This is a genomic window from Aurantibacter sp., assembly GCF_039941195.1.
Lineage (GTDB): Bacteria > Bacteroidota > Bacteroidia > Flavobacteriales > Flavobacteriaceae > Aurantibacter_A.
Genome location: NZ_JBDVFA010000105.1, coordinates 49871 through 66508, shown reverse-complemented (window position 1 = coordinate 66508; position 16638 = coordinate 49871). Strand labels below are relative to the sequence as shown.

The 16638-nt window shown below is 34.9% G+C and carries 16 protein-coding genes and 1 tRNA gene; 11 read left to right on the top strand and 6 right to left on the bottom strand.

All coding sequences use genetic code 11. The features are described from left to right. Positions 1–27 precede the first annotated feature (27 nt). On the bottom strand, positions 28–438 hold the full coding sequence (locus ABJF52_RS18520; RefSeq protein WP_348153586.1) for a DUF4293 domain-containing protein: 411 nt from the start codon (positions 436–438) through the stop codon (positions 28–30). A gap of 191 nt (positions 439–629) precedes the next feature. Here ABJF52_RS18520 and rho point away from each other — a divergent pair, with 191 nt between their 5' ends. From rho to ABJF52_RS18505, 3 genes are all read left to right on the top strand, one after another. Continuing rightward, positions 630–2276: a transcription termination factor Rho gene (gene rho, locus ABJF52_RS18515; RefSeq protein WP_348153584.1), complete on the top strand. Its 1647-nt coding sequence runs from the start codon at positions 630–632 to the stop codon at positions 2274–2276. Between the two features lie 184 nt (positions 2277–2460). Next, positions 2461–3207, top strand: a complete 747-nt coding sequence (locus tag ABJF52_RS18510; protein ID WP_348153582.1) for a hypothetical protein — start codon at positions 2461–2463, stop codon at positions 3205–3207. Positions 3208–3224: 17 nt separating this feature from the next. Continuing rightward, positions 3225–3905 (top strand): hypothetical protein, encoded by a 681-nt coding sequence (locus ABJF52_RS18505; protein WP_348153580.1) that lies wholly within the window; start codon positions 3225–3227, stop codon positions 3903–3905. 61 nt (positions 3906–3966) lie between these two features. On the opposite strand, the gene rpsT is transcribed toward ABJF52_RS18505, so the two are convergent. The 3 genes from rpsT to proS form a co-directional block, all read right to left on the bottom strand. Beyond that, a complete protein-coding gene (gene rpsT, locus ABJF52_RS18500; RefSeq protein WP_348153578.1) occupies positions 3967–4218 on the bottom strand; it encodes a 30S ribosomal protein S20 in 252 nt (83 codons plus the stop codon). A gap of 40 nt (positions 4219–4258) precedes the next feature. Further along, positions 4259–4330: transfer RNA gene (locus tag ABJF52_RS18495), tRNA-Glu, on the bottom strand. Positions 4331–4398: 68 nt separating this feature from the next. Beyond that, positions 4399–5874, bottom strand: coding sequence for a proline--tRNA ligase (proS, locus tag ABJF52_RS18490; RefSeq protein ID WP_348153576.1), 1476 nt, complete (start codon positions 5872–5874; stop codon positions 4399–4401). 94 nt (positions 5875–5968) lie between these two features. On the opposite strand from proS, the gene ABJF52_RS18485 reads away from it, so the two are divergent. After that, the gene (locus tag ABJF52_RS18485; RefSeq protein ID WP_348153574.1) at positions 5969–7168 is read left to right on the top strand and encodes a hypothetical protein; all 1200 of its coding nucleotides are present in this window, start codon (positions 5969–5971) and stop codon (positions 7166–7168) included. A 44-nt stretch (positions 7169–7212) separates the two neighbouring features. Next, a complete protein-coding gene (locus ABJF52_RS18480; RefSeq protein ID WP_348153572.1) occupies positions 7213–8712 on the top strand; it encodes an outer membrane protein transport protein in 1500 nt (499 codons plus the stop codon). Between the two features lie 54 nt (positions 8713–8766). Here ABJF52_RS18480 and ABJF52_RS18475 read toward each other — a convergent pair whose 3' ends face one another. Beyond that, entirely contained in the window at positions 8767–10164 is a 1398-nt protein-coding gene (locus tag ABJF52_RS18475; protein WP_348153570.1) for a T9SS type B sorting domain-containing protein, read from the bottom strand. 558 nt (positions 10165–10722) lie between these two features. Here ABJF52_RS18475 and folE point away from each other — a divergent pair. The 6 genes from folE (at position 10723) to ABJF52_RS18445 (ending at position 15893) form a co-directional block, all read left to right on the top strand. After that, positions 10723–11403, top strand: a complete 681-nt coding sequence (gene folE, locus ABJF52_RS18470; RefSeq protein ID WP_348153568.1) for a GTP cyclohydrolase I FolE — start codon at positions 10723–10725, stop codon at positions 11401–11403. Between the two features lie 14 nt (positions 11404–11417). Further along, positions 11418–12899, top strand: a complete 1482-nt coding sequence (cysS, locus tag ABJF52_RS18465) for a cysteine--tRNA ligase (protein WP_348153566.1) — start codon at positions 11418–11420, stop codon at positions 12897–12899. Positions 12900–12916: 17 nt separating this feature from the next. Further along, positions 12917–13138, top strand: coding sequence for a membrane protein insertion efficiency factor YidD (gene yidD, locus ABJF52_RS18460; RefSeq protein ID WP_348153564.1), 222 nt, complete (start codon positions 12917–12919; stop codon positions 13136–13138). Positions 13139–13567: 429 nt separating this feature from the next. Continuing rightward, the gene (gene lgt, locus ABJF52_RS18455; protein WP_348153562.1) at positions 13568–14503 is read left to right on the top strand and encodes a prolipoprotein diacylglyceryl transferase; all 936 of its coding nucleotides are present in this window, start codon (positions 13568–13570) and stop codon (positions 14501–14503) included. A gap of 11 nt (positions 14504–14514) precedes the next feature. Continuing rightward, positions 14515–15015 carry a DUF192 domain-containing protein gene (locus ABJF52_RS18450; RefSeq protein WP_348153560.1) on the top strand — a complete coding sequence of 167 codons (501 nt, stop codon included), beginning with the start codon at positions 14515–14517 and terminating at the stop codon, positions 15013–15015. Positions 15016–15017: 2 nt separating this feature from the next. After that, positions 15018–15893 carry an alpha/beta hydrolase gene (locus ABJF52_RS18445; protein ID WP_348153559.1) on the top strand — a complete coding sequence of 292 codons (876 nt, stop codon included), beginning with the start codon at positions 15018–15020 and terminating at the stop codon, positions 15891–15893. A 165-nt stretch (positions 15894–16058) separates the two neighbouring features. Here the strand turns inward: ABJF52_RS18445 and ABJF52_RS18440 are convergent, their stop codons facing one another. Next, complete coding sequence (locus tag ABJF52_RS18440) at positions 16059–16586, bottom strand: sigma-70 family RNA polymerase sigma factor (protein WP_348153557.1); 528 nt, start codon at positions 16584–16586, stop codon at positions 16059–16061. Between the last annotated feature and the right edge of the window lie 52 nt (positions 16587–16638).

Sequence of the window (16638 nt, the reverse complement as noted above, 5' to 3'; positions counted from 1 at the left end):
CGCACTAATACTACTAAGATGTTTGGTTTAACGTAAACGATCAACAGATTTTACAAGATCCTCATCCTTTTTGATGGCTCTATTGGCAAGAACCAGAAAAACGATAGAAACAATCGGAATGAGCATCCCAATACCCTTCTCAGAAATGTTACTTTCTCCGGATAGGTTTAGCGACCGGTAAACGAAAAATCCCAGTAAAAAAAGATTCAATATCATATTCAACCTGTTTACCACAAATTGATTTTTTCTGTTTTTAAATAATACTATAGCAATAATTGCCAAAATGGCTGAAACAATAAATGCAACTAAAATAAAAGGTTCGTTTTGTGCAAAAACTTCATTTCCGTCAACATTTGTATAGAGACTAATCAGAAAAGGCAATACTGCACCTAAAAGGCACACTACTACTAAAAATACGGTCTGAATTCTTTGAATCATCGTCTAAAACTGTTTCGAAAGGCAAAAATACGTGTCTTTTTAAAAAATATCGACTAATTATTTAAAATAATTCGTATCATTGTGTCGTTATTAGTTATAGTACTTGCCTTTAGGGAGATCAATCCCAATCAATACCCAAATAACAAAAAACTTCATAACTTCTTATTTAGTATAATTTATTTACCAACTTCATGTTTGAAATTTCAGATTTAAAAGCTAAAAAGCTGCCTGAACTACAGGAAATAGCAAAAGGATTGAATGTTCCAAAATTCAAAACCTTAAAAAAATTAGATTTAGTATATCAAATTCTAGATTTACAAGCTGCAAACCCAAAAGCTGCTGCAGAAATATTGCCGGCAGAGAAAAAAGAGGAACAACAACCACGACCTAAGAGGGTTGTTAAACCAGCGAAAAACAAAAAACCTAGAATTGTTAAAGAAACTAATGAGGTTAAAAAACCTCATAATAATAATAATAATAATAATAATAATAATAATAATAATAGCACTCCAGATAAGGTAGACAATACTAGTAAGCCTACTGAAACTACGGAAAGCAAAAGGCAACAGCCCAATAGGCCGAACCCTAGAAAAGACAATCAGAAAAATAATCAGCACCAAAAAAATAACAAGAATCAAAGACACCAGAATCAAAAACAGCCTCATGATAAGAGCAATTTTGATAAGGAGCTGAAAAATAGATACAAGCAACCGGAATATGAATTCGATAGTATCATTGAAAGTGAAGGTGTTTTAGATATTATGCAAGATGGCTACGGCTTTCTTAGATCTTCTGATTACAACTACCTTTCCTCTCCTGATGATATTTATGTATCGCAATCTCAAATTCGTCTATTCGGATTAAAGAATGGAGACACTGTATTAGGTAATGTACGCCCGCCAAAAGAAGGTGAAAAATATTTCCCACTTATTAAAGTGATTAAAATAAACGGAATAGATCCACAAGTTGTACGTGACCGTGTTGCTTTTGAACATTTAACACCATTATTTCCTCAGGAGAAATTTAATCTAGCTCATAGACAAAGTGATATCTCTACTCGAATTATAGATATGTTTTCACCTATCGGTAAAGGGCAAAGAGGTATGATTGTGTCGCAACCTAAAACGGGTAAAACGATGTTACTTAAGAGTGTTGCGAATGCGATAGCCGCAAATCACCCAGAAGTATATTTAATTGTTTTATTAATTGATGAAAGACCGGAAGAAGTTACCGACATGCAACGTAATGTTCGTGGTGAGGTGGTTGCTTCTACCTTTGATAAAGAGGCTTCAGAACACGTTAGAATTGCAAATATTGTATTAGAAAAAGCAAAACGCCTTGTTGAATGTGGCCATGATGTTGTAATTCTTTTAGATTCAATTACAAGATTAGCACGTGCATATAACACAGTGCAACCAGCATCTGGGAAGGTATTAAGTGGTGGTGTTGATGCCAACGCTTTACATAAACCGAAAAGATTCTTTGGTGCGGCTAGAAATATTGAAAATGGTGGTTCATTATCAATAATAGCTACAGCATTAACAGAAACAGGATCCAAAATGGATGAAGTTATCTTTGAAGAATTCAAAGGAACTGGTAATATGGAATTACAATTGGATCGTAAGATATCTAACCGTAGAATATTCCCTGCCATTGATCTTACTTCTTCTAGTACACGTAGAGATGATTTACTACTAGATGAAAGTACTATTCAACGACTATGGATATTGCGTAAGTATTTAGCTGATATGAACCCAGTAGAAGCAATGGAATTCATTGAACAGCGTATTAAGCAAACGAAAACTAATGAAGAGTTTTTAATGACCATGAATCAATAGGTCCTTTTCATTATCAAAAATTAAAAATCCAATGATTAAATTCATTGGATTTTTTTTGCTAGAAACTCAATTCATCGATTATTATAAAATAAATTATCCTTTACATGGATTAAATACTACTTTAGTACATAACAAACGTGTTCCCCCTCAGCGTATTAGCTTACTAACACTTAAATATTTCGCAATGGTGAACACAAAAAATATCTGCTCCTCAAAATTAGTAGTAATAGCTATTTGTACTTTATTCTTCAACTGCAAAGACCAAAAAGTCCAAACTCCAGTTGACATGGACGAACCTATGGAAGTAACCGTAAATAGACCCGATGAAATTATTGAAATAGACCAAGCGCATACCCAATACATTACATACCAAAAACGTAGAGTGAAATTAATACAGCATTATGAAGACTCCGTAGATTTACAGCAAAAGGGGTTTAAATATGTAGCACCAAAGGAAGGTGACAAAGACCCAAACGGAAATCACTTTGATGTTGCCAGATATGTTTATTGGGATTATAAAACCATAAAGAATTATCTACAATACATAGAAAAAGAGGCTGCAGAAGCAAAAGTTGATATTTCTACCTTACGTTTTTATTTTACCAATAATCCCATGGAGCATAAATCAGCTGTACATCCAAGACAAAATTCCATAATAATTACACCCACATTAAAGAAAAATGAGCAAGAGTACATTTTTGCGATTGATGATAGTGATATTCAAAATATTAAACCACAGCTACTTACTGATGATTTTGTTCCAATTTCAGACCCCTTAAAAGCAAATGGACAAACTATTAAAAAAGAGGATGAAAAGGCTTATGCTTCGTTCATACCAAGTACAAATACTAATACAGTAAATCCATTACCCGTTTTTGCAGCTCGAAGTATTTCTCTGAACAAAGGAAACAGTGCACCACCACCTCATTAAACTTAAATAATAAAGAGGTGTTAGATATTCTTAAAAGCAATTTTTTCGTAGTTCTTTATGCGATAACCTGGGCGCTTTCAATTTTAAAGCTACCCAAATATTTCGATTCAACTTTAAAGTATTTTCCGATAATTATAGGCTATACTTTGTGTACCGAAATTTTAGGCGCTTTAATTCGGAGCGTACCTGATTTTACACTTTTTTCAGATGAAAAATATGCTTCTTACACGCTTCTCATTTATAATATATATGATTTATTTTTCTTTACTTTTTTTTTCTTTGTGTATTGGAAATCAATAAAAGCAGCTAAATACAAGACACTAATTAAATATGGAGCTTGCATTTATTTAATCTGTCTAGCAATTAATGCTATTCTTGTAAATCCGATGTTATTTGAACTTTGGCATGCCTATGTTTTAGGCTCATTGTTTTTAATTACCATTTGCATCACCTATTTATATCAACTTTGGCAGCAGAATAAGTTAATTGATTATGCTTCAAATTTACTTTTCTGGATTAGTATAGGACTTATAATTTTTCATTTGGGCTATGCTCCTATTACGGTATTTAAGAACTTAAACTTATCTATTACTAGCAACGAATTTAATATGTTAAGAAGTGTGCACATTAGCTTAATAATTATAATGTATACTAGTTTCATTGTTGGACTTATAAAGATGAAGCGATATAGACACTAATAATAACCAACAAAAAAGCCTCAACGTAAACGTTGAGGCTTTTTAATTTGTTTAAGTAAACTTATAAAGCAGCAATGTGCTTTGATAATTTACTTTTTAAGTTAGCAGCTTTGTTAGCATGAATCACATTGCGCTTTGCAAGCCTGTCAATCATACTAGAAACTTCAGGAAACATTTTCTCCGCATCCTCTTTCTTCTCAGTACCACGTAATTTCTTAATAGCATTACGTGTAGTTTTGTGCTGATATCTATTACGTAAACGCACAGTTTCGTTTCTACGAATTCTCTTTAATGCTGATTTGTGATTTGCCATTCTACTTAACTAAATTTATTATACTCTTTTCGAGTGTTTGTAGTCCGTAGGGGAATCGAACCCCTGTTACCAGGATGAAAACCTGGCGTCCTAACCCCTAGACGAACGGACCATTATTTGCGCAATTGCGGATGCAAAAATACAATTATTTTTTACTATCACAACTACTTGACAAAAAAATTAATAAGCTTTTGCAAAAAAGACTCTTTTATTCGATGGTTTACCTGTTACCATACACACACCTTCTTCCTCTTCAACATCCAGTGGAATGCAGCGTATAGTGGCTTTGGTCTCAGTTTGTATACGATCTTCGGTCTCTTTTGAGCCATCCCAATGTGCTGAAATAAATCCTCCTTTTTCTTCTAAAACTTTTTTAAATTCTTCATAAGAATCCACTTCAGTGATATTTTCTTTTCGGTAATCGAACGCTTTTTTATAAATATTCTTCTGAATATCATCCAATAAAAATTCGATTTTTTCAACCACCGCATTCGCCGCAATAGTCTCTTTAACTAATGTATCTCTCCTTGCCACTTCAAAAGTTCCATTATCCATATCACGCTGTCCTATGGCTAAACGGACAGGTACACCCTTTAACTCGTACTCATTAAATTTAAACCCAGGTTTGTGTGTATCGCGATTATCATATTTTACAGAAATGCCTTTTGCTCGCAATTCTTTTACAAGTGGAGCGACTTTTTCTGAAATAGCATCTAATTGCTCTAATCCTCTATATATAGGAACAATTACTACTTGAATAGGTGCTAATTTTGGAGGTAACACCAATCCATTATCATCGCTATGCGTCATAATCAAAGCACCCATAAGTCTTGTAGAAACACCCCATGATGTCGCCCAAACATGTTCTTTCTTACCTTCCTTATTAGCAAATTTCACATCAAAAGCTTTGGCGAAATTCTGACCTAAGAAATGAGAAGTTCCAGCTTGCAATGCTTTACCATCTTGCATCAATGCTTCTATACAATAGGTTTCAACTGCACCTGCAAAACGTTCGCTCTCCGTTTTCACACCCTGTATTACCGGCATTGCCATGTGGTTCTCTGCAAAATCGGCATAAACACCCAACATTAGTTCAGCTTCATCAATAGCTTCCCTTTCTGTTGCATGAGCCGTATGCCCTTCTTGCCATAAAAATTCAGCTGTTCTTAAGAACAACCTCGTTCGCATTTCCCAACGAACAACATTCGCCCACTGATTAATTAATAGTGGTAAATCGCGATACGACTGAATCCATCTGCGATATGTATCCCAAATAATAGTTTCAGAAGTGGGTCGAACAATAAGCTCTTCTTCTAGTTTTGCTTCGGGATCCACAATAATGCCGCTACCATTTTCATCGTTTTTTAATCGATAATGGGTAACAACTGCACATTCTTTAGCAAATCCTTCTACATGACTAGCTTCTTTACTTAAATATGATTTCGGAATAAAAAGTGGGAAGTAGGCATTTTCATGACCTGTTTCCTTAAACATTTTATCCAATGCTGCTTGCATTTTTTCCCAAATAGCAAACCCATAAGGTTTGATGACCATACAGCCACGAACCCCTGAATTTTCGGCTAAATCAGCTTTTACAACCAATTCATTATACCACTTGGAATAGTCTTCTTCTCGTTTAGTTAAATTTTTACTCATTAACAGTACTTTGGCACAAAACTTGTGTTATTGATAGAAAATAGTTGGGTAAAACTAGTTATTTTTAGTATGTTCAACAATAAATTCTACAGCTATGATTAATTCCCTACCCCTGAAAAAATATCGCACGACTATGCTTATTGGCATAGTGGGCATTTTATTTACATCCTGTGGGTCATACCAACAAGCTACTTATTATGACAATGACGGTATATATGCAGATAATACCGACCGACGTGTTGTAACTGAAAATCAACCTCAAAATCAACAACAACCTATTGAAGATAGTAATGTTTATTCAGATTATTTCGCCTTACAATCTAATCAATATGAAAATGTAAATGATGGCGAAATTTTTACTGACATCGATTCATACTCTAGTGTAGAAAATGACAGTCTTTCTAATGGGAATTTAACGGATTATTACGACAACAATAACGATTATGCATCTTACGGAGGTTGGGGAGAAAACACAACTAGTGTAAATGTAAACATCTATGATAATAGCTGGGGTTATGGATGGAGTTCTCCATGGTTATGGAATGGATATGGTAGATATGGATATGGCTGGGGTGGCTATGGATATGGTTGGAACCGATGGAATAGATGGAACAATTTCGGCTGGGGTGGCTATGGTTACGGTTGGGGTGGCTACGGATATGGCTGGGCTGGTACATGGTGCCCTCCTTTCGGCTACTATCAAGGCTTTAATAATTATAACTATGGAAGATTTAATAGATATGGTAATTATTATGGTAGAGCTTATGCTTATAATAACTCCAGACGAGGAATCTATAGAAATACAAATTCAATAGTTGGTAATTCAACAGCACTTCGTGGACGTTCTAATGTAAGTGCGGCACGTGGAAATACAGCCAGATATAGAAGTTCAACTTCACGTTCTACTGCCGGAAGAAATGTAGCTACTAGAAGTTCAAGATCTAGTACTACGGCTAGAAGAAATGTAGGTGTAGATCAAAATCGCAGCTATAGAACTAGTAGAACTACGAGAAGTACACCGCGCTATAATACGAGCTCTAGAAGTACAACAGCTAGAAGTTCTTCTGCAACTCGCACTAGAAGTACAACTCCAAGATCTTCGACTTACAGAAGCTCTGGTAGCACTTCTAGAAGTAGTGGAAGCTACAATAGATCAAGCGGAACAAGCAGCAGAAGTTCTGGGAGCTATAGAAGTTCGAGTAGTTCAAGTAGGTCCTCTTCGGCTAGTAGATCTTCTTCAAGTGGATCAAGCAGGTCTTCAGGCTCTAGAAGCAGTAGTAGCAGAAGAAATTAATTCTTGATTTAAAATCATTCAAAAACGATTGTAATTTATACCCTATGAAAAGATATTTGACTTTCATTACACTATTGTTATGTGCTTTTGGTACCGCACAGAACCTTAACGATGCATTACGATATAGTTCTGAAAACCTACAGGGATCAGCTAGATATCAAAGTATGGGTGGTGCGTTTGGAGCACTAGGTGGTGATTTATCCGCCCTAAACGTTAACCCAGCAGGATTGGCGGTTTTTAATAACAGCCTTTTTGGTATCACCGGTACAAACTATAATAGAAATAATGATGCCGCCTATAATGATGGAAGAACGAATTCTAAATTAAATTCATTGGAATTTAATCAAATTGGTGGAGTTTTAGTTTTTAAATCGAAAAACGAATCTCCTTGGAGAAAATTCACCTTAGCGATTAACTATGATTTAGCGGAGAATTTCGACAACGAAACTTTTGTTAGAGGAAGTAGTACCGAGGGAATCGACAATTATTTTCTTAATTATGCACAAGGGGCTCCTTTTTCTTCCATTTTAACCCTTGACGGAGAATATTTGGAAGATGCTTATTTAGACATTGGTGCGCAACAAGGGTTTGCAGACCAACAAGCTTTCTTAGGTTATTATGGTGGAATAATTAACCCTGTGGATGAAAATGATGACAACAATACAGCTTACATTAGCAATTCAAATTATAATTTGGTAAATCAAGAATTTACACATAGTACAACAGGCTACAACAGTAAATTTGTTGTAAATGGTGCTACTCAATTTGGTGAGAATCTATACTTTGGGGCTTCATTAAACTTTCATACTATAGTTTATACCCAGTATGACGAATTTACAGAAAGAGGTTACAATACCGACTCACCTACCAATTTTACAACTTTCGATAATTACTTAAGTACCGAAGGCGACGGATTTTCATTTAGTTTAGGTGCTATTGGGAAAATTAACGATTTTATTCGCTTTGGAGCAAGTTACCAATCGCCTACTTGGTACCGCTTAACCGACGATTTTTCACAACGAATAAATTCAACTACTGCGGACATTGATATTGACTATATTAATTTTGACATAATCAATCTTTTTGAACCTTATAAGCTTAAAACCCCAGGTAAATTAACTGGAAGTCTTGCATTTGTATTTGGTAAGAATGGTCTTTTAAGTTTGGATTATGGATATCAAGATATGTCCAGTACTCTATTAAAACCTGATTCAGATTTTTCAAATGTGAATGCTGAAATTGAAAATACCTTAGGGCAGGTATCAACAATTAAATTAGGCGGTGAATACAGAATACAAAGATTTAGTTTACGCGCTGGTTATCGGTATGAGCAAAGTCCGTTTGTTAACGGCAATACTATTGGAGATTTAAATGGTTATTCAGGAGGACTTGGTATTAACTTCAGAAAAAGCAGATTAGATATTGCATTAAATCGCACAGAACAACAAGTAAATGAAAGCTTGTTCACCACGGGAATTACTACTCCTGCAACCATAGACAGAATAAATACAAATGTATCTTTAGGATATACTGTAAACTTCTAAAAGTGAAAAAGAAAAGCGAACAAAATAGGGCTGGTAAAACCAGCCCTATTTGTATTATCGTTTTAATGTAAAATGCGTTTGAATAGTTCTAGCTACAACCACGGTATCATCAGTACGTTCGTATTCGAGTCGGAACCAGTAATCTGTTGACGGCATACGCGCTCCGTTATAGGTTCCATCCCAATTGGCATTTACTGCCAATTGCTCTATAAGCTTTCCATAACGGTCAAAAATATATACTGAAGGATTAATAAGCTCCTCAATTCCTTTCACATTCCAAGTATCATTAGTTCCATCGCCATTAGGGGTGAAAAATTTTGGGTAACCAACCACTAAAAACTCAATTGGTTCAGTGATACCGCAGCCATTTTTATCATTTATGACAACTGTATTAACTCCAGGAGGAATATCGTTGAAAATAGGATCATCTTGAAATTCACCATCGTTGATAGCATACTCGTAATCGCTGTTACCATCAACAATTATTTCAACACTATAAACATCATGAATATCGCTAGCAATAAGGTCATCAATTACTCGTACTTCATCCAATATCGGCTCACCATGAAAAGTGATTAATATTCCGCCATCATCAGCCACTGTAGGTGGTGAACCCGATGCTGTTGTAATTTCAGCAAAATACCTACCAGTATTAGGACTAGTAACGACATATTCTGCTCCAAAAGTTCCTGTTCCAGATAACGTAGCATCTACTGTTCCATCATCATCATAATCTACAGTCCATTCTACATTCGCAATATCTGCGCCTGCCGGTGAATTTAATGCACTTAACGTAATATCTGGATCGCCTTCGCAAGCAACAATATCCAATCCTAAAAATTCATCTCTTAATGTACAATCCAATGCTGAATCTTGATCAGCATCTACAGAACTACCTGTAAAGGTCAACATAAAGGGTTCTGCTTCATCATCAAAATTAGTATTGAAATTATTGATAAGAATGTAATATATTTCACCTGGTTCAACATCTAAGAACTCATCGTAAGTATTTTGACTTTGAGTAACATTAGGAGCACCTTCCTGCCCATTTTCTGGATTTATGCCAAGGCCAGTAAAATTTGTATTGTTTACTTCATAATTACAACGAATCGGAATAGCAGTACCATTACTAATATCTCCACAATCTACATCAGGCCCATAAACAGCAAAATCCCATTCAGCAGTGGGCGTAGTTCCGCTAATTGCAATGGACTCAATATCGAAACCAACTTGTCCGCCAGTTCCCGCTCTAAAAACATACCACGCTGTATTATGCTCTATATTGGCATTTACAAGGCTACCTTTTTCTAAACAACCAGTCTCAGTAATAACTTCGGGATCAAAATCATCGATATCGCCACCACCATCGGCCATTCCCATAATTGGTGCGTCGGCACAAACAGGTATTGCACTACGACAATCTGGTGAATTCGGAGAGGTTTGCCCTCTCATGTTCAATGAAAATAATAGACACGCGCACAAGGCACTAACGATTAAACGCATAAATGTGGGGCTATTGATGTATCGAAAGCCTTGAATGATTGCAATATTATTTAAATAGAATCTAGACGTTCTAAATCATTTAATAAAATCAAAACCCTTATAATCTGATGTTTACAACAAGTTTCTTTTTCTATTTCTCACTTCCAATCCAAAGTCCTATTTCAAAGCCTTCTTATCTGCAATCATAAATAATAACTCATATGAGCGGGATTTAGTATGCATTAGACGGAAAAATATTACAGTTAATCGATTAGGCTAACCCCAGTAATACACAGGGCCATATAATTTTTTAATCATTCATTTTAACACCCACACAACACAATGGAATTTATACATCAAATACAACTAACAAACATTTATATTTTGAAGATTCACAACCAATATCTCATGAAATATCATGAATTTCATAATAAATCCTTAACATCAATTTAAGTCGGCTATTCCATAAAACACAAGATAAAGTTGCTTTTTATCCATATCTTTGCCTTTCGTTTAAGCCATATTTGAATGAAAATCGACAATACTTTGGAAGAGCCATTTGATGAGATAGGTAATGATCATGTTTCCTCCTCAGAAGCCACGCCCCTGCGTGAAGATGCATTTGTATTAACAGATGAAGAAAAAATAGAAAGAATTCGCGAAAATATTCGCGAAGTAATGTTGACATTAGGTTTAGATCTTGATGACGATAGCTTACAAGGAACTCCGAACAGGGTTGCCAAAATGTTTGTTAATGAAATATTTGGCGGATTAGACCCTAAAAGAAAACCTAAGTCTTCTACATTCGACAATAAATACAAATATGGTGAAATGTTGGTTGAAAAAAATATCACATTATACTCTACATGTGAGCACCATTTATTGCCAATTGTTGGTAAAGCACATATTGCCTACATATCTAATGGTACCGTAGTTGGACTCTCCAAAATGAACAGGATAGTTGATTACTTCGCCAAAAGACCTCAAGTACAAGAGCGACTAAATATTCAAATTGTAAAAGAGCTACAAAAAGTACTAAATACAGAAGATGTTGCATGTGTTATAGATGCAAAGCACCTGTGCGTAAACTCTCGTGGAATTAGAGATATTGACAGTAGTACTGTTACCGCAGAATATGGCGGGAAATTTAAAGAAGAAGGTACGCGTCGCGAATTTTTAGACTACATCAACTTAGAAACAAATTATTAATTGTTCAATTTAACATGAACTTGTACCAAGAGCAATCTTTAAAAATTTACAATTCACTTTCTGGTAAAAAAGAAATTTTCGAACCCATAAATGAAGGCCACATTGGCATGTATGTTTGTGGGCCTACAGTTTATAGCAATGTGCATTTAGGAAACTGTAGAACCTTCATGTCATTTGATATGATATTTCGCTATTTTAAACATTTAGGATACAAAGTTCGTTACGTACGTAATATCACAGATGCCGGACATTTAGTTGATGATGCCGAAGATGGTGAAGATAAAATTGCTAAAAAAGCAAGGCTGGAGAAATTAGAGCCAATGGAGGTAGTGCAACGCTACACGGTTGATTTCCATACTATTCTTGAACAATTTAATTTTCTACCTCCTAGTATTGAGCCGACAGCTACAGGCCATATCATTGAACAAATTGAAATTATTAAAGATATTCTTGAAAAAGGATTCGCTTACGAAACGAATGGGTCGGTCTATTTTGATGTAAATAAGTTCAATGAAACCCATGAATATGGTAAGCTAAGTGGTAGAAAGTTGGAAGACATGATTGCGAATACGCGCGAACTTGCTGCACAAGACGACAAGCATAGTCCGCAAGATTTCGCACTTTGGAAAAAAGCAGAACCACAACATATCATGCGTTGGCCTTCGCCTTGGGGAGATGGTTTTCCAGGATGGCACCTTGAGTGTACTGCAATGAGCACCAAATATTTAGGCGAAACCTTTGATATTCACGGTGGTGGTATGGATTTAAAATTTCCACATCACGAATGTGAAATTGCTCAAGCTGAAGCCTGTAATGGACAATCACCTGTTAACTATTGGTTACATGCTAATATGCTTACTATGAATGGTAAGAAAATGGCGAAATCTACAGGAAACAATATTTTACCTGGTGAAATATTTACTGGTGAAAATGATATTTTAAGCAAAGCTTTTGCGCCCGCAGTTGTCCGTTTTTTCATGATGCAAGCCCATTATACAAGCATTCTAGATTTGAGTAACGAAGCTCTAATCGCATCTGAAAAAGGTTATAACAAACTAATGGAGGCTATAGCTACTATTGAAAATCTTCCAGAAGGAAACACCACTAACTTCAACATAACCGATTGGCAAAAAAATTGCTATGATGCTATGAATGATGATTTTAACACTCCAATATTAATTGCGCAATTGTTCGATGCTGTTAAGCACATCAATCTAATTAAAGAAGCTAGAGAGACTATTACTGCCGATGATAAGAAATTATTAGAAAAAAGCATTTATGCATTCGTGTTCGATGTTTTAGGACTTGAAAACACGCAAGATGCTAATGCTAATTCTGACAAATTATCCGGAGTAGTTTCACTCTTAATTGAGCTACGAAATGAAGCTCGCGCCAATAAAGATTTTGCGACTTCCGATAAAATTAGAGATCAATTAACAGCGTTAGGCATACAATTGAAAGATGGGAAAGATGGCACTTCATTTAGTGTTTCTTAATAGTAATTTTGACTCAAATGAAAAAAATTCTGATAGCCCCTTTTGTATTTCTTGTAAAATTCTATCAGAATGTAATTTCACCGTTTACTCCAGCAACATGTCGCTACACCCCTACTTGCTCGCAATATTCTCTTGAAGCACTTCAAAAACATGGGCTTTTTAAAGGTGGATGGTTAGCGTTAAAGCGGATTTTTAGTTGTCATCCGTGGGGTGGCAAAGGTTATGACCCAGTGCCGTAAACGGATGACAACTTGCCAACGCGCCTGCTCGCTTATTCACTAAAAATGTACACTGTACATTTTCTTTACGTTCTAACGCCGTGGGGCGGTAAAGGTTATGACCCAGTTCGTTAACGGATGACAACTTGCCAACGCGCCTGCTCGCTTATTCACTAAAAATGTAAACCGTACATTTTCTTTACGTTCTAACGCCGAGGGGCGGCAAAGGTTATGACCCAGTGCCGTAAATGGAAGACAACTTGCCAACGCGCCAGCTCGCTTATTCACTAAAAATGTACACTGTACATTTTCTTTACGTTCTAACGCCGTGGGTCGGTACAGGTTATCATATAATTCCGTAATCGAGGATTACTAAAGTCTATTATCTATTGCGTAAAAACAAAGCGGTCTAGTATCATTTTTCTATCTTAGCCTTTCAAATAAAATACTATGCTTTTTTTAGGTATTACGTGGAATCCTAGCGACACTTTATTCACCCTTGGACCACTTCAAATAAAATATTACAATTTACTTTGGATTACTGCTTTTGCACTTGGATGGGCCATAATGAAAAAGATTTTTCAGAGTGAGAATAAGTCGATGGAAAAACTCGATTCACTTTTCATTCATACCGTAATTGCAACAATGCTGGGCGCTCGTTTAGGGCATGTATTCTTCTATGACTGGCCTTATTATAAAAATCATTTATTAGAAATACTCTTACCTATTAGAGAAGGTTCGGACGGGTTTGAATTTACAGGATTTACTGGTCTAGCGAGTCACGGTGCTGCAATAGGCATCATTATTGGTATGATGCTTTTTATTCGAAAATGGCCAGAATTTACCCTACTTGGCATTTTAGACCGCGTAGTTATTCCTGTATCAATTGGTGCTGTTTGTATTAGAGTTGGTAATTTCTTCAATTCTGAAATCAATGGAAAACCTGTTGAAGAAACCTTTGTATTTGCAACAAAGTTTATTAGAGATTCAGATGATATGCATCCTTCTAAAGTTATGAGCATTACAAAACAAGACAATTTAAATGCTGCCTATAAAGCGCTAGAAACTAATCCTCAGTTTTCAGAATTTGTAGCCGCAATACCGTATCGACATCCAGCACAATTATATGAGGCATTTTGTTATGTTTTCGTGTTCATAATTTTGTGGTACTTATTCTGGAAAACAGATAAAAAAGAAAAATCAGGATACTTATTTGGAACCTTTCTTGTGTTACTATGGACCATTCGCTTTTTTGTTGAATACGTTAAAAAAAGCCAGGGAGGTTTCGAAGAGTCGCTTGGCCTTTTGTCCACTGGTCAATGGCTGAGTGTACCTTTTATAATTATTGGGTTATACTTTATGTTTAGACTTAAAAAAACTGCTTAAATACATTTATTATGCTGCTTTTGAAACGTTTTCAGTTTATAATTTTCGGTTTCATTTTTTTGCTTATTTTACAAAGTTCATGCAAAGACAAACCGAAAAATTTAATTAAAACCGAAACCGTAACTTTTACCAAAGAAGGGGAGCTACAAATATTTAAAAAAGATTCAGATTCACTTTTAACATCCATAAATATAGAATTTGCAGAAAGTGAATATGAGACCCAAACAGGACTGATGTATCGCCATAGCATGGAAAACAACCAAGGGATGTTATTTATATTCCCCGATGAAGCTATGCATTCCTTTTATATGAAAAACACCGAATTTCCTATAGACATTATTTTTATTAAGGCAGACTCGACTATCGGTAGTTTCCAGGAAAATGCACAACCCTTTAATGAAAAAGGCCTCTCTTCTAAAGTGCCTATAAAATATGTACTTGAAGTTAATGCTGGCTTAGCAGAACAATGGCTACTAGAGGTAGGAGATAAAATAGAATTCCAAAAAAAATAATTTTGATTATCGAGGTAAAAGATTTGAATATTGCTACTGATAATGGCTATTCAATATCTTCTCAACAATTTTTGCCGGAAAATAGTAATGATAAGACTATTGTAATATCATCCGCTACGGGTGTTTTACAAAAGTTCTACTCCAGATTTGCTACTTATTTTGCTGAATATGGCTTTACAGTTTACACATTTGATTATTACGGCATTGGCAAATCGGATTCGAATCCTTCTCGACTAAAACATAACAATTGTAATTTAAAAAGTTGGGGCAAAAATGATCAGGCTGCCGTAGTTGCTTTTGCTAAGAAACAAAATATTAGAGCTGAACTAATTCTTATTACACATAGTATTGGTGGACAGATAACAGGGTTCAATCCAAATTACAATTTCATTGATAAAATTGTAATGGTAGCTTCTCAAAGTGGTTATTGGAAATATTTTAATGGTATTCATTTTGCAAAGATGTGGCTATTTTGGCATGTAATAATTCCTATAATCACTCCTATATTTGGATATTTCCCTTCCAAAAAATTAGGCCTTTTTGAAAATCTCCCAAAGAATATGGTTTACGAGTGGGCCAAATGGGGGAAACAGAAAAATTATTTAATGCATTTTTATACTGATGAAGAATACTATTTTAATAATATTGAAGTACCAGTACTCTCATTAAGTTTTAGTGGTGATAATTTTGCCCCAATCAAAACCGTAGATTGGTTGGCACAACAATATAAAAATGCAAAAACTGAGCGAGTACATTTCACAAAACCAATTAACTCCGCTATGTTAAAGCACTTTGGTTTTTTTAAACAAAAGTTTAAAGATCCTATTTGGAGTATGACTATGGATTGGATACTAACAGGAAAAAAACCTCATGAATAATTTGCTGATTTTTTTAGCAAAACCACAATCTACAAAAATAACCCTGTGCATATTTTTAGGGTATCAATTTAAAAGGTAAATCAATTTATATTAAAACTTTAAATCGTTGAAAATAAATATAGTATTTGTTATACTTTTTTTTAAAAGTGAATTTTATACCAATCCTTAACAGTGATTACAAACTAAACAATTTGCCTCACCCACTAACTTCCCTCCTTTATCAAATTCATATTTACAACAGGCTCTAAACCTTTCTTTAAGAATATCTTTTGCTCTTCGTATTCTTACTTTTACATTTTCAATGCTAATTTCTAATATTCTAGACACATCTTTTTGTTTTTTTCCTTCCAGATATATTAGCTCAATTACATTCTTATACTTCTCAGGCAACTCATTAATGAATTCATCAAAACAACAAATCTGTTCGTATTCCTCTGAAGCAACATTATTATCTCGGTCAAACTTCTCAACGCAATTAGACTTCGTATTAAAATGATTTGCAATTTCATTACGTGCTATTTGATACACCCATGCTTTCACTTTCACCTCGTCCTTTAGTTTTGTAAGATTCTTATGTATCTTGAAAAATGTATTTTGAAAAATATCATTCGAGACTTCGGTATTTTTTACTCTTTTAAGGATAAATAAGTAGAGCTGATTACTGTATTTATTCCAGATATTTTGTGTTTCCATATTCAAAAATAAATAACAAGGTTGGTAATTAAACCAACCTTTATAAATTTAA